Annotated in this window: 15 protein-coding genes; 10 read left to right on the forward strand and 5 right to left on the reverse strand. The window is 71.2% G+C overall.

Annotated features, from left to right (window positions below):
- Positions 1-100: 100 nt before the first annotated feature.
- The 3 genes from ATL45_RS25335 to ATL45_RS39370 form a co-directional block, all read right to left on the reverse strand.
- Entirely contained in the window at positions 101-1,228 is a 1,128-nt protein-coding gene (locus ATL45_RS25335) for a chitinase (protein WP_093155561.1), read from the reverse strand.
- A gap of 230 nt (positions 1,229-1,458) precedes the next feature.
- Positions 1,459-2,337, reverse strand: a complete 879-nt coding sequence (locus ATL45_RS25340) for a PAC2 family protein (protein WP_093155562.1) — start codon at positions 2,335-2,337, stop codon at positions 1,459-1,461.
- A complete protein-coding gene (locus tag ATL45_RS39370) occupies positions 2,334-2,486 on the reverse strand; it encodes a hypothetical protein (RefSeq protein WP_177242019.1) in 153 nt (50 codons plus the stop codon). Before ATL45_RS39370 ends, ATL45_RS25340 begins: the two co-directional genes overlap by 4 nt.
- 216 nt (positions 2,487-2,702) lie before the next feature.
- Here ATL45_RS39370 and ATL45_RS25350 point away from each other — a divergent pair, with 216 nt between their 5' ends.
- From ATL45_RS25350 to ATL45_RS25375, 6 genes are all read left to right on the forward strand, one after another.
- The gene (locus ATL45_RS25350; RefSeq protein WP_093155564.1) at positions 2,703-5,057 is read left to right on the forward strand and encodes a lysylphosphatidylglycerol synthase domain-containing protein; all 2,355 of its coding nucleotides are present in this window, start codon (positions 2,703-2,705) and stop codon (positions 5,055-5,057) included.
- Between the two features lie 124 nt (positions 5,058-5,181).
- A complete protein-coding gene (locus ATL45_RS25355; RefSeq protein ID WP_256258471.1) occupies positions 5,182-5,871 on the forward strand; it encodes an HAD family hydrolase in 690 nt (229 codons plus the stop codon).
- Positions 5,871-6,842, forward strand: coding sequence for a hypothetical protein (locus tag ATL45_RS25360; protein ID WP_093155565.1), 972 nt, complete (start codon positions 5,871-5,873; stop codon positions 6,840-6,842). Before ATL45_RS25355 ends, ATL45_RS25360 begins: the two co-directional genes overlap by 1 nt.
- Before the next feature lie 74 nt (positions 6,843-6,916).
- Positions 6,917-7,180 carry a phosphoribosyl-ATP diphosphatase gene (locus ATL45_RS25365; protein WP_093155567.1) on the forward strand — a complete coding sequence of 88 codons (264 nt, stop codon included), beginning with the start codon at positions 6,917-6,919 and terminating at the stop codon, positions 7,178-7,180.
- Between the two features lie 257 nt (positions 7,181-7,437).
- On the forward strand, positions 7,438-8,286 hold the full coding sequence (hisG, locus tag ATL45_RS25370) for an ATP phosphoribosyltransferase (protein ID WP_093155568.1): 849 nt from the start codon (positions 7,438-7,440) through the stop codon (positions 8,284-8,286).
- Between the two features lie 149 nt (positions 8,287-8,435).
- Complete coding sequence (locus tag ATL45_RS25375) at positions 8,436-9,281, forward strand: VOC family protein (protein ID WP_093155570.1); 846 nt, start codon at positions 8,436-8,438, stop codon at positions 9,279-9,281.
- A gap of 288 nt (positions 9,282-9,569) precedes the next feature.
- Here ATL45_RS25375 and ATL45_RS25380 read toward each other — a convergent pair whose 3' ends face one another.
- Positions 9,570-10,460, reverse strand: a complete 891-nt coding sequence (locus ATL45_RS25380; protein WP_093155571.1) for a RecB family exonuclease — start codon at positions 10,458-10,460, stop codon at positions 9,570-9,572.
- Between the two features lie 89 nt (positions 10,461-10,549).
- Here ATL45_RS25380 and ATL45_RS25385 point away from each other — a divergent pair, with 89 nt between their 5' ends.
- Together ATL45_RS25385 and ATL45_RS25390 are read left to right on the forward strand one after the other, a co-directional pair.
- A complete protein-coding gene (locus ATL45_RS25385) occupies positions 10,550-11,689 on the forward strand; it encodes a site-2 protease family protein (RefSeq protein WP_093155573.1) in 1,140 nt (379 codons plus the stop codon).
- 188 nt (positions 11,690-11,877) lie between these two features.
- Positions 11,878-12,711 carry a tRNA (adenine-N1)-methyltransferase gene (locus ATL45_RS25390; protein WP_093155574.1) on the forward strand — a complete coding sequence of 278 codons (834 nt, stop codon included), beginning with the start codon at positions 11,878-11,880 and terminating at the stop codon, positions 12,709-12,711.
- A 78-nt stretch (positions 12,712-12,789) separates the two neighbouring features.
- Here the strand turns inward: ATL45_RS25390 and ATL45_RS25395 are convergent, their stop codons facing one another.
- Entirely contained in the window at positions 12,790-13,443 is a 654-nt protein-coding gene (locus ATL45_RS25395; protein WP_093155576.1) for an Rv0361 family membrane protein, read from the reverse strand.
- Positions 13,444-13,971: 528 nt separating this feature from the next.
- Between ATL45_RS25395 and arc the strand changes: the two genes are divergently transcribed.
- Positions 13,972-15,762 carry a proteasome ATPase gene (gene arc, locus ATL45_RS25400; RefSeq protein ID WP_093155577.1) on the forward strand — a complete coding sequence of 597 codons (1,791 nt, stop codon included), beginning with the start codon at positions 13,972-13,974 and terminating at the stop codon, positions 15,760-15,762.
- A 330-nt stretch (positions 15,763-16,092) separates the two neighbouring features.
- Positions 16,093-17,040, forward strand: a complete 948-nt coding sequence (locus tag ATL45_RS25405) for an aldo/keto reductase (RefSeq protein ID WP_093155579.1) — start codon at positions 16,093-16,095, stop codon at positions 17,038-17,040.
- Positions 17,041-17,052: the final 12 nt, after the last annotated feature.

Here is a 17,052-nt window from a genome sequence, read left to right on the forward strand (position 1 = left end):
GGGCGCTCCGCCTGCCGCTCGGAAGTGGTTGCGGGGGAACGGATGCCCAGGGCGAGGGGCGCCTTTTGCCAGCACGCGGGCGAAAGGCGCCCCTCGCGACTCATCGGGCCGCGTAGGCGTCGTGGGCCTCGGCGAACTCGTTCTCGTGGTAGACGTCCCAGTTGATCGACCAGGCCATCAGGCCGCGCAGCTTCGGGTAGGTGCCGTGCGGCTCGTAGGGGCCGCAGCCGGTTCCCGCGCGCAGGCAGTCGAGCGCCTTGTGGACCTCCGGGACCGGGGTGAAGCCGTTGCCCGCCGGGTTGGCCGCGGGCAGGCCGATCGCGACCTGCTCGGGCGCCAGCGGGGCGAAGGTGTTGTCCGGGTTGCCCGCCAGCGGGAAACCGGTCAGCAGCATGTCGATCATCGCCACGTGGAAGTCCGCGTTGCCCATCGTGTGGTACTGGCCGTCCAGGCCCATCACCGGGCCGGAGTTGTAGTTCTGCACGTGCAGCAGGTCCAGGTCCGCGCGCAGCGCGTCGATCACCGGCAGGTACGCGCCCGCGCGCGGGTCGGCGCCGGTGCCGCCGCCGTAGTGCTGGTAGCCGACCTGCACGAAGAACGTCTCCGGTGCCATGGTCAGCACGAAGTCGGGGCCGTAGCGGTCGTTGAGGGTGCGCAGCGCGCTGATCAGGTTGACCACCACCGGGGTGGTCGGGTTCTTCAGATCGGTGTCGCCGGGCGCGAGTTCCAGCGAGTGGCCCTCGAAGTCGATGTCGATGCCGTCCAGGCCCCAGCGGTCGATGATCGCCGCCGCCGAGGAGACGAACGCATCGCGCGCGGCGGCGGTCTCCAGCCGCACCTGGCCGTTGGCGCCGCCGACCGACAGCAGCACCTTCTTGCCCTCGGCCTGCTTGGCGCGGATCCCGGCGAGGAACTCCTCGTCGCTCTCCACGTTCGGGCACTCGGCGGCCTGGCAGCGGGTGAACTCCAGCTGGCCGGAGGTGGGCGAGGTCGGCTCGGCGAAGGCGAGGTCGATGACGTCCCACTCGGCGGGCACGTCGGCCATGCGCACGTAGCCGGAGCCGTTGGCGAAGCTGGCGTGCAGGTAGCCGACCAGGGCGTGGCCGGGGATGGCGGCGGGTTCGGTGGCGGCGGGTTCGGTGGCGGCGGGTTCGGTGGCGGCGGAGGCAGGCGCGGCGGCGAGGACGAGCCCCGCCAGCGCGGCGAGCGCGGTGCGGATCCGTGACATGGCTGCTCCGATCCGGATGGGGTGAGCTGGAGCACACAAAAATGGACTAGACCACTCCGGGGAGTCAAGGTCCAGTCCATTTGTCGCCACACCGCGGGCACCCGCTCCCACCACGGCGGGATGCAATTTCAATGGAAATCAGACCTCCGATTTCCATTGAAATCGCATCAGTTCCCCCGCGCCCGGGCGTGTCGGACAGCTGGTGCGGGGGACCGCGGTCGCAGCGGGGGTCAGCCCGGGCCGGGGCCGAGGGGGCCCTTGCCGCCCGGGCCGCGGCGGCGGAGGTAGCGCTCGAACTCCGCCGCGATCGCATCGCCGCTGGTCTCGGTCAGCTTGACCTCGGCGTCGCCGCGCTCCTCCAGGGCGCGGACGTAGTTGCGGACGTCCTCGTCCTCCTCGGCCATCTCGCTGACCGTCTGCTCCCACTCCTCGGCCTGCTCGGGCAGGTTGCCCAGCGGCACCTCCACGTCGAGGGCGTCCTCCACGCGGTGCAGCAGCGCCAGCGTCGCCTTCGGCGACGGCGGCTGCGAGACGTAGTGCGGCACCGCCGCCCAGAACGAGATCGCCGGGATGCCGGCCTGCACGCAGGCGTCCTGGAAGATCCCGACGATGCCCGTCGGGCCCTCGTAGCGGGAGCGCTCCAGGCCGTAGCGGGCCGCCGAGTCGGCGTCGTAGGCCGCGCCGCTGACCGGCACCGGCCGGGTGTGCGGGGCGTCGGCGAGCAGCGCGCCCAGCGTCACCACGGTGTGCGCGCCGATCCGCTCGATCTGCTCGACGAGCTCGGTGCAGAAGGCCCGCCACCGCATGTTCGGTTCGATGCCGTGCACCAGCACCACGTCGTGCGCGCAGCCCGGCGGGCGGCAGACCGACAGCCGCGTGGTCGGCCAGGTGACCTGGCGGGTGATGCCGTCGACCAGCTTGACCGTGGGGCGGGTGACCTGGAAGTCGTAGTACGGGTCCGGGTCGATCTCGCTCAGCGGTTCGGCGTCCCAGATGAGCTGCAGGTGCTCGATCGCAGAACTGGCGGCATCGCCCGCGTCGTTCCACCCCTCGAAACCACAAATTACGATGGGGTTCTCCAGCTGCGGAAAGTCCTGCTTCTCGCTCACGCGAACCCCCCTCCGAAGCTGCGGTTCGATCGCGGCAGTGGTGTAAGCCCAGCGTTCCACCCCTCGAAACCGGCGATGACGATCGGGTCGGTCAACTCGGGGAGTTCGGCGCGCGGATTTTCGGTGGCGTGTGCGTCGCGATCGGTCACCGACCCAGCCTACGACGCCGTGCCGACGCCAGCGCCGGACATACCGGGGCCGGCCGCAACGCTCCTGGATCGTGATCCGCAGCCGGTTTGACGCCCGGACCTGCGGGCCAGACCCTTGACCTCAGCGCCCGCCAGGACCACGGGTGTCCCGGTCGTCCGCCGCGCGCGAGCGGGGTGTTCTCGCCGGGCGAACACCGGTTGCGGAGCGGATGCCCAGTGGACCACGCCAGGCCGTCACCGAACGGGGAGAACGGGATCTCCCCGCGATCGCGGTTGCGGCTGTCCATCGGCAGGCGGCCGCGCGATCTCGCGCAGCTCGGCCTGGTCGGCGGCCTGCTGGCGCTGAGCGTGCTGCTCGTGCTGGTGCCGGTGAACCCGGTGGAGCTGGCGATCTACGACCAGCTGGGCCGGATCCCGGCGGTGTCCGATCCGCTGTGGGTGGTGCTGAGCTGGCTCGGTACGTGGGCGGGCATCGCCGGGGTGACCGCGGTGGCGGCCTACGCCGGCTGGATCCGGGTGGCGCTGCTGTCCGCGGCCTCGGGCGCGGTGACCTGGGCGTTGGCGCTGCTCATGCACGAGGTGCTCGGGTTGCACCAGGTGTCCTCGGCCGGGCTGTTCCCGTTCCCGGCCGAGGAGGTGGCCGTCGTGGCGGTGCTGGTCGTGGTCGTCGCGCCCTACCTGGGCGGATACGCCCGCTCCGCCGGGTGGGTGCTGACGGCGCTCGTCGGCGTCGCCGTGGTGCACCTGGGCGGGCACCTGCCGCTGGCGGCGGTGGGCGGGGCGCTGCTGGGCTGGGGCGTCGGGACGCTGTTCCACGTGGTGTGGGGCGCTCCGGGACGCCGGGTCTCCGACCTGATCGTCCGGGACGAGCTGGAGCAGGCCGGGCTCGCGCCGCGCTCGATCGTCGCGCTGCGGCACCGGTTCCTGGAACCGCGCGAGTTCGCCGTGCGCACCGAGGAGGGGACGACGCTGCGGGTCAAGGTGGTGCGGCGGATGAGCCGTCGCGCCGGGGCCTGGTACAAGATCAAGCGGCTGCTCGCGCTGCTGGACGTCCAGGACGAACCGCGGCTGTCGACACCGCACCACGAGGTCGAGCACGAGGCGTACGTGACGCTGCTGGCCGAGCGCGCCGGGGTGCGCACGCCGCCGGTGGTGCTGGCCTGCGACGTCGAGCACGCACCCGCGCTGCTGGTGGTGCGGCAGGTGCCGGGGCGGCGCCTCTCGGAGCTGAGCGCGGCGGAGATCGACGACGAGCTGCTGGCGGAGATCTGGGCGCAGCTCGGCGCGCTGGCCCGCGCGCGCATCGCCCACCACGACCTGCGGGCGAAGAACGTCCTGGTCGACGAGCAGAAGCGGCCGTGGCTGCTCAGCTTCACCTTCAGCCACGCCGGAGCCGGTGCGGCGCGCTGCGCGCGGGACCTGGCCGAGGCGCTGGTGTCGATCGCGTCGGTGGTGGGCGCGGAGCGCGCGGTGCGCTCGGCGATCAGCGCGCTGCCCACCGAGCAGCTGGAAGGGGCGCTGCGCAACCTGCTGCCGATGGCGCTGCCGAGGCGCATCCGCGCGCAGGCGCAGCACGGGCGCTTCCTGATGTCCGAGGTGCGCGAGGCGCTGGCCGACGGGCTCGGGCAGCCGATCCCGGGCTTCCGCTCGCCGGTCCGCCCGGTCACCGTGATCGGGCTGCTGCTCATCGGCGCCGCCGTCTACCTGCTGCTGCCGGAGCTGTCGAGCATGGACGAGGTGCTCCTGGCGGCCCGCCACGCCGACTGGGGCTGGCTGGCGGTGGCGGTGCTGACCGGCTTCCTCGCGATCCTGCTGTCGTCGATCTCGGTGCAGGGCTCCAGCCGGGTGCCGCTGCCGTTCTGGCGCACCCTGGCGGTGCAGGTGGCCGCCGCGTTCACCGGCCGCACCACGCCGGGCGGCGCCGGGTTCTTCGGGATCAACGTGGTGTACATGGAGCGGCTCGGCCTGCGCCGGCCGCTCGCGGTCGGGGTGACGCTGCTGAACCAGGCGGGCACCGGCGCGGTGGCGTTCGTGGTGGCCGTGATCGGGGTGTTCGCGATCGGCCTGTCCGGCACCTTCACCCGGCTGTCGTTCCCGGCGGGCTGGCCGGTGCTGGTGGCGACGGTCGCGGTGCTGGTGACCGCCGCCGCGGTGCTGGCCTCGCCGTTCGGGCGGCGGCGGATCGTGGCGCCCTCGCTCGAAGTCGGCCGGGAGCTGCTGGACACGCTGCGGCACCCGGTCCGGGCGCTGCAGCTGTTCGGCGGCGGTCTGGGCTACCTGGTGGTGTCGGGGCTGGGCCTGGCCGCCTGCCTGGCCGCGCTGCACCTGGAGTTCTCCTGGGTGGCGGTGACGGTCGTGTTCATCATCGGCAACACGCTCGGGCACCTGGTGCCCTCGCCCGGTGGCCTGGGCGCGGTGGAGGCCGTGCTGCTCGCGGGCCTGAGCGCGATGGGGATCCCGGCGACGGCGGCGGTCACCGCGGTGCTGCTCTCCCGCCTGCTGACCTACTGGCTGCCGGTCCTGCCCGGCATCGCGGTGTTCCGCTTCCTCCAGCACGAGGGCGTCATCTGACCTCCCGAAACCGGCCCGGCCGGGAGACGAGGGATTGCCCACTTTCAGTGGGGCGGGTGGGGGTCGCGGTGCTGTACTGGGTGGCGACTCAGCTTTGTCGTACCAGCCTGGAGGAGATCTCCGCGTGACCCGCGACGCCGGTCCGAACTCGCCCGCCGCCGTCCTGTTCGACATGGACGGCACGCTCGTCGACTCCGAGAAGCTGTGGTCGATCGCGCTGGACGACTACGCCGCGCATCGCGGGGGCGCGCTCACCGACGCCACCAGGGAAGCCATGGTCGGCTCGAACATGACGCGCAGCATGCGGATGCTGCTGACCGACGTCGGCGTCGCGGCCACCGATGCCGAGATCGCCGCGGCCGCGAGCTGGGTGGCCGAGCGGATGGCGGAGCTGTTCGCAGGCGGCCTGCCGTGGCGGCCGGGCGCGCAGGAGGCGTTGCGCCGGGCGCGGGCGCTGGGCGTGCCGGTCGCGCTGGTGACCTCCACAATCCGCTCGCTCACCGAGATGGCGCTGGAGACCCTGGGGCGCGACTCCTTCGACCTCACCGTCTGCGGTGACGAGGTCGACGGGCGCAACAAGCCCGATCCCGAGCCGTACCTGAAGGCCGCGCGGCTGCTGGGCGTGGACCCGGCCGCCTGCGTCGCCATCGAGGACTCGCCGACCGGCGTGGCCAGCGCGGAAGCCGCCGGCTGCCTGGTGATCGCCATCCCGTGCGAGGTGCCGCTGGCGCCCGGCCCGCACCGGGTGCTGCGCGATTCCCTGGCCGACGTCGACTTCGACGCGCTCGGCGAGCTGTTCACCCGAGCCGCGTGATGATCGACGTCCCGATCGTGCTGGCCGGGTTCGGCCCGGTCGGCCGGGAGTACGCCGAGCTCGTCGCCTCCCACCGCGCGCAGTGGCGCGATCAGCACGGCGTCGACCTGCGCGTGGTCGCCGTCCGCGGTCGCAGCACCCAGGTGGAGGTCGACGGCGTCGTGCCGTCCCGCGAGCAGTGGGAACAGCTCGAACCGCTTCCGTACCTGCTGGCCCGCACCGGAGCCCGGGTGTTCGCGCAGGCCGTTCCATCCGACGGCAGCGACCAGCCCGGCCAGGACGCGCTGCAGGCGCTCGGGCAGGGCGCGCACGTCGTGACCGCCACCAAGTCGCACCTGCTCACGCACTGGAGCCGGCTCAACGAAGTCGCCCGGCGCGCTGGGCGCTCGGTGCGGATCTCCGGCGCCACCGGTGCCGCGATGCCCGCCGGTGACCTGGCGCGATCAGTGCTGCGCGGCTTCGACGTGGAGGCCGTGCACGGCTGCCTCACCGGCACCGCGACCTTCGTGCTCGACCAGCTCGCCGCGGGCCATCCGCTGGACGCCGCCGTCGCCGAGGCGCAGCGGCGCGGCATCGCCGAGGCCGATCCGACCGCCGACCTCTCCGGCGCGGACGCCGCGACCAAGATGCGCCTGATCACCGGCCTGCTGTGGGGCTGGGACGTGGCTGCGGTGCGGGTCGAGGCGGAACCGATCGGCGGACCGCGCGAGATCGAGCCCGGCCACCGGCTCCGCCAGGTCGCGTCCGCCCGCCGCGACGAGCCCGGCCTGGTCCGCGTGACCGTCCGCGCCGAACCCGCAGGCGGCCCGCTCGGCGCGCTGGTCGGTCCGGAGAAGGCGGTGCGCTACGACTGCGGCGACGCCGGATCGGTCACTGTTTCGGGTGGTCGGTCGAGCCCGCGCGGCGCTGCTCGCGCGATGATCAAGGACACCATCGGCGCAGCGCTGGAGGCCACCGCGGGCCTGCGGTGAGCAGCCGTACCAGAGTCTGGACACCGGCGGTCCGCCGTTCGGCCCGCCGACCTGAGATGCAAGGATCGTGCACTGTGAAGACCTTCGACGAGTTGTTCGCCGAACTGCAGGAACGCGCCAGCACCCGACCGGAGGGCTCGTCGACGGTGGCCGCGCTCGACGCCGGGGTGCACGCGCAGGGCAAGAAGGTGCTCGAGGAGGCCGGCGAGGTGTGGCTGGCCGCCGAGCACGAGTCCGACGAGCAGCTGGCCGAGGAGATCTCGCAGCTGCTGTACCGCCTCCAGGTGATCATGCTGGGGCGCGGCTTGTCCCTCCAGGACGTCTACCGCTACCTGTGACCACGGGCCGCTCGATAAGTCTGAAGAAGCGCTTGAACAAGCGTGTTCGTCAGGCAAGCGGCGAAGCCGCTTCCTACCACGTTCGCAACTTGCACCGCCGCGGGTTCTCAGACGTTCTCTCGGGAGGACAGCTTCGACGTGGTGTATTGGACATACATGAGTCGGAGCTCCCGGACCGAGAGGGCGTCTGAGGTTCCGCTACCCGCACCGCTGATCAAGTCGACCACTGTCAAACAATGAAGAAGGAGATCGCTGCCATGCTGCGTGTGGCTGTGCCCAACAAGGGCACGCTGGCCGGGCCCGCATCCGAGATGCTCGCGGAAGCCGGGTACCGGCAGCGCCATGAGCAGCGGGACCTGACGGTGCTCGACGCCACCAACGACGTCGAGTTCTTCTTCCTGCGCCCCAAGGACATCGCCATCTACGTCGGCTCCGGCGAGCTGGACCTGGGGCTCACCGGCCGCGACCTGGCGCTGGACTCCGGCGCGGCGGTCGAGGAGCGGCTGGCGCTGGGCTTCGGCGGATCCACCTTCCGCTACGCCGCGCCCGCAGGCCCGCACGAGTGGACCCCGAAGGACCTGCAGGACAAGCGGATCGCCACGTCCTACCCGAAGCTGGTCACCGACGACCTGGCCCGGCACGGCGTGACCGCCGAGGTCATCCGGCTCGACGGCGCGGTGGAGATCTCCATCCAGCTCGGCGTCGCCGACGCGATCGCCGACGTGGTCGGCTCCGGCCGCACGCTGCGCCAGCACGGGCTGGCCGCCTTCGGCGACCCGATCTGCAAGTCCGAGGCGGTGGTGATCGAGCGCCGCGGTTCGGCGGTGGACCCGGTCAAGGACCAGCTGATCGCGCGGCTGCAGGGCGTGGTGTTCGCCCAGCAGTACGTGATGCTGGACTACAACTGCCCGCGCGAGCTGCTCGACGAGGCCACCGCGATGACGCCCGGTCTGGGCTCGCCGACGATGGCGCCGCTGGCCGACGAGAGCTGGGTGGCGGTGCGCGCCATGGTCTCCCGCAAGGAAGCCCCGGCGATCATGGACCGCCTGGTGGCGGTGGGCGCCAAGGCGATCCTGTCGTCCGACATCCGAGCCTGCCGCCTCTGATGTTGCTGGGCTTCCGTTTTGTCTGAAATGTCCAGTGGTGCCACCGGATCGTAATCCGCTTCTGGCCCGGTGCGGGGTTGGTGCCCGCACCGGGCGCGGATAATGACCTCCGCGAACGATCTTGGACGGAAGACGGCGGGGGTGAGCGAATGGCAGTCGTGGTACCGGGGAAGACCCCGCCGCGGTGGGAGCTCTACGAGGGGATGCCCTGCTGGATAGAGCTCATCACCACGGACCTGGAGCGGGCCCGCGAGTTCTACGCCGGCCTGTTCGGCTGGGAGTACCGGACGCACAGCGATCCGGTCTCCGGCGAGCACGTGATCGCGCTGCGGGAGGGCTTCCCGGTGGCGAGCCTGCGCGCCGCCTCCGGTGACCACTCCACGTGGCGGCTGTACCTGGCCAGCGCGGACTGCGCGGCGACCACCGCGCACGCGCGGGAACTCGGCGCGACGCTGACGGTGCCGCACAACCACGTCCCGGGCGTGGGCACCAAGGCGGTGCTGGTCGGACCGGCCGACGCCGAGTTCGGGCTGCTGCAGCCCGAGGAGTCCTGGCAGTTCGACGTCGGGCTGCCGGGCACCCTGATGTGGGCCGAACTGGTCACCATCAAGGCGCAGACCGCGGACAACTTCTTCCACGACCTCTTCGGCTACGACGCGGAGAAGTTCGGCACCGAGAACCGCTCGGACTACTCGGTCTGGTACCTCGGCGACGAGTCGGTGCTGGCGCGGGTGAGCATGATCCGCGAGCACATCACGGCGAGCACGCACCCGCACTGGCTGCTCTACCTCGGCGTGGACGAGAGCGTCGGCACCGATGAGCTGGTCCGCACCGCGATCGCGCTGGGCGGCCGGGTCCGCGTGGACCCCTACGACTCCAGCATCGGCCGGGTCGCGGTCCTGCGGGACCCGACGGGAGCCCGCTTCGCGGTGATCGACCAGACCCAGGCCGGGGAGTACGGCACCGCGGCCAACTACGACCCGTACGAGGACTGACCGACCGCGTTCTCCGCGGCTCGGTTCCAGGGGGCCGTTTCATCGTGGTTGGTGGCCGCAGCTGCGGCGATCGACGCGCCGCACAGCCGAAGGTGTCGCATGCGCCGCAGGCGCATGACCCACCCTCGCAGCTCGCACCGCCGCGGGTTCTCAGCGTTCGCCTGGCGAGGGCAGCCCGTTCGTCGTGTATTGGACATACATGAGAACGGGATCCCGGAGTCAGGCGGGCGCTGAGGTTCCGCTACCTGCACCGCTGAGCAAGGTGAGTCTGGAAAACCGCAATGACGTTCAGTCGGTGCGGTCGAGGACTGATTCCTCGCCGGGGTCGGGTTCCGGCCAGCCCGGGTAGGGCGGCGGCGTGCCGCCGAAGGCCGGGCACAGCGGCTTGTGGTCGCAGTAGTCGCACAGCCTGCTCGGGTTCGGGCGGAAGTCGCCGGTCTTGCCCGCGCGCAGGATCGCCTGCCAGATCGCTTCCAGCGTCCGCTCGAAGCGGCGCAGCTCCGTCTCGTCCGGCGCGTAGGCCAGGCGCTGCTTGCTGGCCAGGTACATCAGCAGCAGCTGACGCGGTATCTCACCGCGGGTCCGCCACAGCACCAGGGCGTAGAACTTCATCTGGAACATCGCCTTGGCCTCGCCGATCTCACGCGGCGCGGCGCCGGTCTTGTAGTCGACCAGCCGGATCTCCCCGGTCGGCGCGACGTCGACGCGGTCGATGAACCCGCGCAGCAGCACCCCGGAGTCCAGCTCGGTCTCCACCCGCAGCTCGCAGGCCTCCGGCTCCAGCCGCCGCGGGTCCTCCATCTCGAAGTAGGACTCCAGCAGCGCGGTCGCCGACTCCAGCCAGCGCGCCAGCTCGGGATCGTCGGGCCCGTCGAACAGCTCGGCCAGCTCGGGCTGCTGCTCCTGCAGCTCCGCCCAGGCCGGGGCGAGCAGCGCGCGGGCCCGCTCCGGGTCGCGCTGCTCGATCGGCAGGCCGAACAGCCGTTCCAGCACCGAGTGCACCACGGTGCCGCGCACCTGCGCCCTGGTCGGGGTCTCCGGCAGCCGGTCCACCGCGCGGAACCGGTAGAGCAGCGGGCACTGCTTGAAGTCGCCAGCGCGCGACGGCGACAGCGCCGGACGTCTCGTCCCGCGGTCCTGGAGCGCGCCGCTTGCTGCTGTTCCCACCGGTTCGGCCATGGCCAGGAACCCTAATCGAGCCGTCCGACACGCGATCAGGCCCCGTGCGGCTCACGACTGCCGTACGGAGGGGGTACTACCCTGCGCGCATGCCACCGACCGCATCCCCGCCTGCCCGGCCCAAGCTCAACGACGGTGGCCTGCTGCTGTGCCGGGTCGCCGGGGTGCCGGTGCTGCTCTCGCCGTCGTGGTGGCTGGGGGCGGCGCTGATCGTGCTGCTCTACACACCGCTGGTGGGCCGGATCCTGCCCGGCGCCGGTGTCTGGGAGAGCGCGGTGCTCGCCGCGGTGTTCACGGTGTTCCTCGCGATCTCGGTGCTGCTGCACGAGCTGGGGCACTGCATCGTCGCCCTGCGGCTCGGCCTGCCGGTGCGCCGGGTCCGGTTGTTCCTGCTCGGCGGCCTGACCGAGATCTCCCGCACACCGCCCAAGCCGGCCCAGGAAGGGCTGATCGCGGCCGCGGGCCCGGCGGTGTCACTGGTGCTCGCGGTGGTGACGGGCATCGGCTGGTTCGCCATGGTGCCGGGCGGGGCGATCTGGCTGCTGGTGGTGCAGACCTGTGTGGCGAACCTCGCGGTCGCCGTGTTCAACGTGCTGCCCGGCCTGCCGCTCGACGGTGGCCGGATGCTGCGCGCGCTGACCTGGCAGATCACCGGCAGGCGCCGCACCGGGACCACCGCCGGCGTGATCGGCGCGGGCGCGGTGGCGGCGGCGCTGATCGTCTGGGCGCTGCTCGGGCTGCTCGAGAACGCCCAGGACCAGTGGCTGCGGCTGGGCGTGTGCGTGCTGATGGCGTGGTTCGTGGTGGCGGGTGCCAACGCGGAGCGCGCCGCCGACCGGCGCCGGAGCTGGCCTGCCGGGCTGACGCTGCAGGAGCTCGTGCGCCCGGTCCTGCAGCTCCCGGCGGAGAGCCCGGTGGGCGATGCGCTGCTGGCCGCGGCGGGCCGGGGAGTGGTGCTGGTGCGCGCCGACGGCATCGCGGTGGGCCTGCTGGACCAGACCGCGGCCGAGCGGCTGGCCACCCACGCCCCGAACGAGCCCGCCGAACGAGCGGCGGAACCGGTCGACCCGGACACCATCCTGCTCGACAGCGAGCCACCGGAGGCGATCCTGGAACGCGTCCGCACGGTGCTGGCCTGGCAGTTCCTGGTGATCGACGAGGAAGGCCGCCCCAGCGGCGTCCTGCGCCGCGAGGACCTCCGCGCGGCCCTGCGCTCCCGGCGCGACTGAGACTCGCGGCACCTCGAACAGCTCCGTCGTCCCTGGTCAGGACCCGTGAGTGTTTGTGGTGCTATAGCACCACAAAGTGCTCACGGCACTTGACCAGCGGAAACCGCAGGCCGGACGCCGATCCCCGGGCTCGCCGGGGCCTCTGCGACGATGGTGCGCTGTACCAGCGTCGAGAAGGTAGGCCGCAGTTGAGCAGCACCGTCAGCGGTGAGTTCCAGCCCGGAGACCGGGTCCAGTTGACCGACCCCAAGGGGCGGAAGTACACGGTCGTGCTGGAGCCGGGAGGGGAGTACCACACGCACCGCGGCGCGCTGGCGCACGACGACCTGATCGGCGAGCCGGAGGGCTCGGTGGTGACCTCGGCAGGTGGCACGTCGTTCCTGGCCATGCGCCCGCTGCTGGCCGACTACGTGCTGTCCATGCCGCGCGGCGCGCAGGTCATCTACCCCAAGGACGCCGCGCAGATCCTGATGTGGGGCGACATCCGCCCGGGCGCGCGGGTGCTGGAGGCCGGTGCGGGTTCGGGCGCGCTGAGCTGCTCGCTGCTGCGCGCGGTGGGCCCCGAGGGCAGCGTGACCTCCTACGAGGTCCGCGAGGACCACGCCGAGCACGCCGAGCGCAACGTGAAGCGCTTCTTCGGCGAGATCCCGGACAACTGGTCGCTGACCCTGGGTGACCTCAAGGACTACGACGGCGACCCGGTCGACCGCGTGGTGCTGGACATGCTCGCGCCGTGGGAGGTCCTGGACAAGGTCCACGACAAGCTGATCCCCGGCGGGGTGCTGGTGGTGTACGTGGCGACCACGACCCAGCTCTCCCGCATCACCGAGGCGATCCGCGAACAGCAGAACTGGACCGAACCGCAGGCCTGGGAGACCCTCCTGCGGCCCTGGCACGTGGTCGGCATGGCGGTCCGCCCGGAGCACCGCATGGTGGCCCACACGGCCTTCCTGCTGGTCACCCGTCGGCTGGCGGACGGGGTGACCCCGCCCCGCGTCCAGCGCCGCCCCAGCAAGGGCTGAAACGCGCGACGGCCCGCCCCGGTGCTACCAGGGCGGGCCGTCGCGCGTTCTGGCGGCGGATCCACCGTCGCGGTGCGATCACTGGTCGAGCTGGCAGACCTTCCAGGTGCCGTCCTCGACCTTGAGCCCCATGGTCTGGTCCACGGGGTGGGTCTTGCCGTCGGCCACGTAGGTCCCGGTCAGCTTCGCGGTGGCCGTGTCGTCGCGCTCCGTGACCTGACCGAGCTCGACCTTGAACTTCCACTGCTCGAGCTGGTCGAGGGCCTGGTTGAGCTCCGCCTTGTTGGACTCGCACAGCAGTCCGCGGACGCTCTTGAAGTCGTGGTTGTTGACGTTGGTCACCAGCTCCTGGGCCACCGGCTTGGGATCGCCGGGCCCGCTGCTGAGCCAGAAGTACACACCGACGCCGGCGCCCGCGAGGACGACCAGCGCCCCGACGATGCCGAGGATCAGCGGCAGCTTCGACTTCTTCTGCTGAGGTGGTTCCACATCGGCGAAACCGTTGGGCTCCTGGAGCCAGGAGCCGGGGCCGAACTCGCTGCCCCACTGCGGGGGCATGGGCGCCTGCTGCGGCTGGTCCGGCCCTTGCTGACCCCAGCCGGTGTGCTGGTTGCCGTAGAAGGCGGGCTGCTGCTGCGGGGTTGCCGGCGTTCCCGGTGGCGGGAATCCGTTGCCCGTGGGTTGCTGCTGGCCCCACCCGCCCGGTCCGGGTTGCTGCGGCGGATAGGTCATGGACTCCTCCCCGGAGGTGTGCGTCGTGCTCGTCACCGTCTGCGCGGCGGCCGTAAGTAGATCAGAGGGCGCGGCGGGTCGTGCACGGAGTGGACCATTCCGCACCGAATTGTCACGGCGGGTTCGTCCGCTCTTGGTGGACGCTGGGGGCAGTTGTTCCAAATGATGGGAGAAGTTCCGATTGGTGACGAGGGGACCCGGGGGGCAACGCCACCCGGTTGCCGGAACGTTAACCCGGATGCCGGTGCGCGAGCGCGATCCGCGTGGCGCAACGGAAATCCCGCGCTGCCCAGCGGCGGCGGGCACCGCGCGACCCGCCGCGCAACGTATCGATCGGACCATGATCGTCGACGCACCGTGTCCGGCGGTCTCCCGGGTCGGGCCGACCCGCGGAGAACAACCTGGCCGACTTGTGGGTATTCGCGGATTTTTGTGGCACGCTGGGCGATCCGGCGGACATTCACGACGCCGCCGTCGTCGGTGATCGCCGGTACCGTGGTGGTACGAGCACGGGAGGAGGGTGCCGACATGCAGCACGACCGTCCCGGCAGCCGGCCAGAGGAGGGCGGCGAGCAGTACAGCGGTGGCAATGCAGAGCTCCGCAGCCAGATCCGTCTCTTGGAGGACGAGGTTGCTCTGCTGCGCCGCAGGCTCAACGAGTCGCCCCAACAGGCCCGGTTGCTGGAAAAGCGGCTGGCCGAGGCATCCGAGAGAGTGAGTCAGCTCACCGAACGGAACGCCAAGCTCACCGAGACCCTGAAGGAAGCGCGGGGCCAGTTGATGGCGCTGCGCGAGGAAGTCGACCGGCTCGCCCAGCCGCCCAGCGGCTACGGGGTGTTCCTGAACCGCTTCGAGGACGGCACGGTCGACGTGTTCACGTCTGGTCGCAAGATGCGGGTGGCGGTGTCGCCCAACGTCGAGACGGAGGAACTGAGACTGGGCCAGTCAGTGCGCCTCAACGAGGCCCTGACCGTGGTGGAGGCTGGTGCGTTCGAGCAAACCGGTGAGGTCTGCACCTTCCGGGAGCTCCTGTCCACCGGCGCTGGGGAGAGCTCCCGCGCGCTGGTGCTGGGCCACACCGACGAGGAACGCGTCGTGTGGGTGACCGAACAGCTGGTGACCGCCGGGCTCAAGGCGGGCGATTCGGTGCTCGTCGACAGCAAAGCCGGGTATGCCTTCGACGTGGTGCCCAAGGCGGAGGTCGAGGACCTCGTGCTGGAGGAGGTGCCGGACGTCGGCTACCAGGACATCGGTGGCCTGGCCGGGCAGATCGAGCAGATCCGCGACGCCGTGGAGCTGCCGTTCCTGCACTCCGACCTGTACATCGAGTACCAGCTCCGCCCGCCGAAGGGCGTTCTGCTCTACGGCCCGCCGGGCTGCGGCAAGACGCTCATCGCCAAGGCGGTGGCCAACTCGCTGGCCAAGCAGGTGGCGGCCGCGCGCGGCGACGACGATGGTCAGGCCAAGTCCTACTTCCTGAACATCAAGGGCCCCGAGCTGCTGAACAAGTTCGTCGGCGAGACCGAGCGGCACATCCGGCTGATCTTCCAGCGGGCGCGGGAGAAGGCCTCCGAGGGCACGCCGGTGATCGTGTTCTTCGACGAGATGGACTCGATCTTCCGGACCCGCGGCAGCGGGGTGTCCTCCGACGTGGAGACCACCATCGTCCCGCAGCTGCTCAGCGAGATCGACGGTGTCGAGGGCCTGGAGAACGTCATCGTCATCGGCGCCTCCAACCGCGAGGACATGATCGACCCGGCGATCCTGCGACCGGGCAGGCTCGACGTGAAGATCAAGATCGAGCGGCCGGACGCCGAGTCGGCCAAGGACATCTTCTCCAAGTACCTGACCGGGACGCTGCCGATCCACGAGGAGGACCTCAAGGAGTTCGGCGGCGACAAGACGGCGTGCGTGGACGCGATGATCCAGACCACGGTCGAGCGGATGTACGCCGAGACCGAGGAGAACCGGTTCCTGGAGGTCACCTACGCCAACGGGGACAAGGAAGTCCTGTACTTCAAGGACTTCAACTCCGGCGCGATGATCCAGAACATCGTGGACCGGGCGAAGAAGGCGGCGATCAAGTCGGTGCTGGAGACCAAGCAGCCGGGTCTGCGGGTGCAGCACCTCCAGGACGCCATCATCGACGAGTTCGCCGAGAACGAGGACCTGCCCAACACCACCAACCCGGACGACTGGGCCCGCATCTCCGGCAAGAAGGGCGAGCGGATCGTCTACATCCGCACCCTGGTCAGCGGGAAGAACCAGGAATCCGGCAGAGCGATAGACACCGCTACGAACACCGGCCAGTACCTGTGATGAAAGTGGCACGAAGCTGGTCTGCGTCGCGGCGCGGGTAGCGGAACCTCAGAGGCCTTCTCGACTGCGGGATCCCAGACTTGAGTATGAACGTATACGCGGCGTCTGGGCTGTCCTCGCGAGAAGGCCTCTGAGAACCCGCGGCGGTGCAGGTGCCGTAGGTGGGCTATGCGCCTGCGGCGCATGCGGCAGGTCACGTGCGGTGCCAGGTGAGCGTCGCGGTGAATTCCACACAACCGCACGTTGCCGGCTTGTGCTTCGGGGCCGCCACCTCCTCCGGGTGGCGGCCCCGAGCTGTGCCGGGGCCCGGCAGCGGTTACGTTTCCAGGCATGATCCCGCAGACACCGGTGGAGCGGCTCGGGCTCGGACTGGCCGCCCTGGGCCGCCCGGCATACATCAACGTCGGCCGCTCCGACGTGCTGCCCGCGCAGCGCAGCGCGCAGGCCATGCGGGAGCGCACCCGCGCGGTCCTGGACGCCGCCTACGCCAGCGGCATCCGGTGGGTCGACACCGCGCGTTCCTACGGCAGCGCCGAGCAGTTCCTCGCCGAGTGGCTGCGCGAACGCGGTCACGGCGACGTGGCGGTGTCCAGCAAGTGGGGCTACGCCTACGTCGCGCAGTGGCGGATCGAGACCGAGGTGCACGAGGTCAAGGAGCACTCGCTGGAGCGGTTGCGCACGCAGTGGGCGGAAACCCGCACGCTGCTGGGCGATCGGGTCGACCTCTACCAGGTGCACTCGCTGACCGCGAGCAGCCCGCTGTTCGAGGACATGGCGCTGCAGCACGAACTCGCCCGCATCCGCGACGCCGGCGTGCACCTGGGCTTCTCCACCAGCGGCGCCGCGCAGGGCGAGACCATCGAACGCGCCTGGGAGATCGAGGTCGGCGGGCGGCAGCTGTTCTCGGCGGTGCAGTCCACCTGGAACTCGCTGGAGCCGTCCGCGGGCCGGGCGCTGGCCGAGGTGCACACCGGCGGCTGGCGGGTGCTGGTCAAGGAGACCCTGGCCAACGGGCGCCTCGCGGTCGACGTGCCCCGGGAGCTGGCGGAGGTGGCCGAGCGCCACGGCGTGGCGCCGGACGCGGTGGCCATCGCGCACGTGCTGCACCAGCCGTGGGCGGACGTGGTGCTGCTCGGCCCGGCCAGCGTCGAGCAGCTGGCGGCGAACCTGGCGTCCTGCCGGGTGGAGCTGACCGACCGCGACGTGCACGCCCTGCAGACCCTGGCCCGCGACGCGGCGACCTACTGGGGCGAAAGAGCCGCCCTTCCGTGGCGCTGAGCGGGCGGGAGC

Source organism: Saccharopolyspora antimicrobica, assembly GCF_003635025.1.
Classification (GTDB): Bacteria; Actinomycetota; Actinomycetes; order Mycobacteriales; family Pseudonocardiaceae; genus Saccharopolyspora; species Saccharopolyspora antimicrobica.

Coding starts and splice junctions, on each gene's coding strand:
- ATL45_RS25360 (WP_093155565.1), top strand. CDS start 5,871: ATGATCGACGTCCCGATCGTGCTGGCCGGGTTCGGCCCGGTCGGCCGG.
- ATL45_RS25375 (WP_093155570.1), top strand. CDS start 8,436: ATGGCAGTCGTGGTACCGGGGAAGACCCCGCCGCGGTGGGAGCTCTAC.
- ATL45_RS25380 (WP_093155571.1), bottom strand. CDS start 10,460: ATGGCCGAACCGGTGGGAACAGCAGCAAGCGGCGCGCTCCAGGACCGC.
- ATL45_RS25335 (WP_093155561.1), bottom strand. CDS start 1,228: ATGTCACGGATCCGCACCGCGCTCGCCGCGCTGGCGGGGCTCGTCCTC.
- ATL45_RS25385 (WP_093155573.1), top strand. CDS start 10,550: ATGCCACCGACCGCATCCCCGCCTGCCCGGCCCAAGCTCAACGACGGT.
- ATL45_RS25405 (WP_093155579.1), top strand. CDS start 16,093: ATGATCCCGCAGACACCGGTGGAGCGGCTCGGGCTCGGACTGGCCGCC.
- arc (WP_093155577.1), top strand. CDS start 13,972: ATGCAGCACGACCGTCCCGGCAGCCGGCCAGAGGAGGGCGGCGAGCAG.
- ATL45_RS25395 (WP_093155576.1), bottom strand. CDS start 13,443: ATGACCTATCCGCCGCAGCAACCCGGACCGGGCGGGTGGGGCCAGCAG.
- hisG (WP_093155568.1), top strand. CDS start 7,438: ATGCTGCGTGTGGCTGTGCCCAACAAGGGCACGCTGGCCGGGCCCGCA.